Source organism: Xanthomonas sp. SHU 166 (genome assembly GCF_000364685.1).
Taxonomy (GTDB): Bacteria; Pseudomonadota; Gammaproteobacteria; order Xanthomonadales; family Xanthomonadaceae; genus Xanthomonas_A; species Xanthomonas_A sontii.
The window spans coordinates 1-4,151 of the sequence record NZ_AQOJ01000696.1 but is presented as its reverse complement, the minus strand read 5'-3'; the positions used below and the strand labels follow the sequence as shown (position 1 = coordinate 4,151).

Annotated in this window: 2 protein-coding genes; both read left to right on the top strand. The window is 72.8% G+C overall.

The annotated features are described in order from the left end of the window. A partial coding sequence (locus tag D180_RS16350) for an ATP-binding protein (RefSeq protein ID WP_017913643.1) occupies nucleotides 1-1,652 on the top strand: 1,652 nt, incomplete at its 5' end. A gap of 110 nt (nucleotides 1,653-1,762) precedes the next feature. Further along, on the top strand, nucleotides 1,763-4,151 hold a 2,389-nt coding region (locus D180_RS16345), incomplete at its 3' end, for a two-component regulator propeller domain-containing protein (RefSeq protein ID WP_017913642.1).

Sequence of the window (4,151 nt, the reverse complement as noted above, 5' to 3'; positions counted from 1 at the left end):
TGGCGGCCGCCGCGGACGGCAGCGTGGCGCTGCTGGACACGCAGCAGCCGGATCCGGTGCCGGTGCCGCTGGCGCTGAGCATGGAGAGCGTGCAGGTGCGGCGCGGCCCACAACTGCTGACGCTGCCGACGCGCGGCGACTTCACCCTGCGCTCGGACGACCGCGACCTGCGCGTGGCGGTGCGGCTGCTGTCCTACATCGATCCGGAACACATCGTCTACCGGTTCCGCCTGCCGGGTTACGACCGCGATTGGGTCAGCACCGGCGCCAGCGGCGAACGCACCCTGCCGCAGCTGCCCGATGGCGCGCAGGTGCTGGAGATCCAGGCGCGCACCCGCAACGGCGCCTGGTCGCCGACGCTGCGCCTGCCGTTCCGGGTGCAGCCGCCGTGGTGGCGCAGCGTCTGGGGCATCGTCGGGCTGCTCGCTGCGGCCGGCCTGCTGCTGCTGATGTCGCTGCGCGCCTACCGGCGCCGCCTGGGCCGCCAGCACGCCTGGGAACTGGCCCTGCACAAGCAGGAACTGGCCGAGCAGGCCTCGCTGGCCAAGACCCGCTTCCTGGCCACGCTCGGCCACGAGGTGCGCACGCCGCTGACCGGGGTGCTGGGCATGAGCGAACTGCTGCTGGCCACGCCGCTGGATCCGAAGCAGCGCGGGTATACCGAGTCGATCCGCCGCGCCGGCACCCACCTGCTGCACCTGGTCAACGATGCGCTGGACCTGGCGCGGATCGAGGCCGGGCGCCTGCGCCTGGAGTCGCAGCCGTTCGCGCTGCAGGCGCTGATCGCCGAAGTGGTCAACCTGATGGCGCCGCTGGCGCAGGCGCGCGGGCTGCGCTTCGATCTGCACGACGGCATGCCCGGCGCGACCACGGTGGAAGGCGATGCGCTGCGGGTGCGGCAGATCCTGCTGAACCTGCTCGGCAACGCGATCAAGTTCACCAGCAGCGGCTCGGTGGCGCTGAAGGTGGCGCCGGGGCAGGACGGCCAGGGGTTGTGCATCGAGGTGGCCGATACCGGCCCGGGCATCGGCAGCGAGCAGCAGGCGCGGCTGTTCCAGCGCTTCGAACAGGGCGATGGCCCGCGCACCGCGGTGCGCCAGGGCGGCAGCGGCCTGGGCCTGGCGATCAGCCAGGAACTGGCGATGGCGATGGGCGGGCGCATCCAGGTCGAGAGCCGGCTGGGGCACGGCGCGCGTTTCCGCGTGGGCCTGCCGCTGCGCTGGCGTCCGGCGCAGGAACCGGCGTCGGTCCCGGTGCCGGCACCGCGCGCGCGCACCGCGCTGCGCATCCTGCTGGTCGAGGACGAACCGACCGTGGCCCAGGTGATGGTCGAACTGCTGCGCGGCCGCGGCCATCAGGTGACCTGGGCCGCGCACGGCCTGGAGGCGCTGACCGAAGCCAGCCAGGGCAGCTTCGACATCGGCCTGCTCGACCTGGACCTGCCGGCGCTCGACGGCCTGGCGCTGGCGCGGCAGTTGCGTGCGCTGGGCCATGGCTTCCCGCTGCTGGCGGTGACCGCGCGCTCCGACGGCGAGGCCGAGGCCGCCGCACGCGCCGCCGGATTCGCCGGGTTCGTGCGCAAGCCGGTCACCGGGCAGATGCTGGAAGGGGCCATCGACGCGGTGCTGGACGGGGCGCCGCCGCCGCTCTGAGTCGATGCGGGACGCGGTTGCCAGCGCCGGCGCTTATCGCCGACGATGGCGTCGGTGGCGCGGGACGGATGCCCGTCGGGGAGACAGAGGCGATGCGGTCGAGACGGATCTTGGGATGGCTGCTGCTGGCGTGGTCCGCGGTCGCCGGCGCGGCAGTGCCGCCGACGCCGCAGCCGCGCCAACTGACCGTGGCCGACGGCTTGCCGTCCAACAGCATCAATGGCTTCGCCGAGGACAAGCTCGGCTACCTGTGGCTGGCCAGCAGCGATGGCCTGGCGCGCTTCGACGGACGCGGCTACCGCATCTGGCGGATCGAGGACGGCCTGCACCACAACAAGATCTGGTCGGTGCACGTCGATGCGCAGAACCGGGTCTGGTTCGGGACCGACGGCGCCGGCCTGGGCATGCTCTCGGCCGATCGCCGGCAGTTCCGCTACTACGATCGCAGCACCTATCCGCAGATCGGCTCCACCACCGTGTGGTCCATCGCGTCCACGCCGGACGGCAGCGTCTGGTTCGGGACCTCCGCCGGCGGCCTGCACCAGTTGCAGCCGGACGGCCGCCTGCGCCGCTTCATGCCGATCCCCGGCGACGCGCGCAGCCTGCCTTCGGCCAGCGTCGCCCATCTGGCGACCACGCCGGACGGCACCCTGTGGGTGGGCACCCGCGGCGGCCTGGCGCGTTGGACCGGCCACGATTTCCAGCGCGTCGCCGCCGACGCGCTGCCGCGGCCGGAAGTGCAGGGGCTGACGCCCGAGCGCGACGATACGCTGTGGGTCTCCACCCTGGGCGGGGTGCGCCTGCTGAGCGCCGACGCCAGCGTGGTGGAGCCGTACTGGCGCAACATGCCCGGCGACAGCGTGCTGGGCATGCTGGTCCACGACCGCCACGGCACGCGCTGGTTCGACACCATGGACGGGCTGGGCCGCGAGAGCGAGTCCGGGGTGATCCGCAACGTGCCGCTGTACAGCAATTCCGCGCACGGACTGGTCAAGCCGAACTGGTCGCTGGCCTTCGAGGATCGCGAGGGCGGCCTGTGGTTCGCCAGCGGCAATGCCGGGCTGTGGCACCTGCCGGCCAACTGGCAGCAGTTCTCGGTGCTGTCCTATCGGGTGGACGACCCGGAGTCGATGGGCAACCCCTACGTGCTGGCCACCGCCGCTTCCCGCGACGGCGGCGTGTGGCTGGCCGGCACGCGTGGCGTGCTGGACAAGCTCGATCCGGCCACCGGCGCCGTGCATCGGCACATGCGCGCGATGTTCGGTCTGGACTGGGCGCGGGCGATCGCCGAAGACCCGCAGGGCCGGCTGTGGGCGGCGGCCGCGGGGGCGGTGCTGCGCTACGACCCGGCCAGCGGCGAGGTCCGGCGCTGGGGCAAGGATGCCGGGGCCGATGCGCCGATGATGGACCAGGTGGATCGGATCGTCTTCAGCAGCGACCGCCACGTCTGGATCTTCAGCGACATCACCGGCGTGCAGGTGCGCGACCTCGATGGCCACGTGCTGCGCACCATGGCGCCGGGAAGCGCCGGCCTGCCTGCGGATCTGACCGTGCAGGAGGCCAGCCTCGGGCCGCAGGGCCAGCCCTGGTTGCTGGGGCAGCACGGCCTGCTCGCCTGGAGTCCGGAGCGCGCGCGGTTCGAAGCGGTGCCCGGTGCACCGCAGCGCCCGCTGAGCGCCCTGGCGATCAGCGACGGCAACGTGGTCTGGCTGGCCAGCGTCGGCTGCCTGGAGCGTTATCTGTGGGACGGCAGCCGGCTGAGCCTGCTCGACCGCATCGATGCCGAACAGGAGTTCCCGGCGCTGGCGCCGAACGGCCTGGTGGTCGATGCCAGCGGCGTGGCCTGGCTGAGCAGCGTGCGCGGGCTGATCCGGGTCGATCCGGCGAGCAAGGCGATCCGCTCCTACGGCGTCCACGATGGCCTGCCCAACCAGGAGTTCCAGATCCGCACCCTGGTGCAGGCGCGCAGCGGGCAGATCCTCGGCGGCACCCCGGACGGCGTGGTGCTGTTCGAGCCGTCGCAGGTGGTGCCGTCGCGGCGGCAGCCGCCGCTGGTGATCGAGCGCATCGGCGTGCGCCGCGGCGAGCGCGGGCTGGACCTGCTGCACGCCGACCGCATCGTGCTGCAGGAAGGCGACCGCGATCTGCACGTGGTCGCGCGCCTGCTGTCGTTCTCCGACACCGACGCCAACACCTACCGCTTCCGCCTCAGCGGCTACGACCCGGATTGGGTCGATGTGGGCGCCAGCGGCGAGCGTCTGTTCTCGCGGCTGCCGTCGGGCCACTACACCCTGGAGATGCAGGCGCGTACGGCCGACAAGGTCTGGTCGAACGTGGTCAGCCTGCACTTCCGCGTGCTGCCGCCGTGGTGGCGCAGCCCCTGGGGCATCGCCGGGCTGGCGGTGCTGGCGGTGCTGGCGCTGTGGTTGCTCGCGTACCTGTACCGGCGGCGGCTGCGCCGGCGCGCCGCCTGGCAGCTGGCGGTGCATAAGCAGGAGG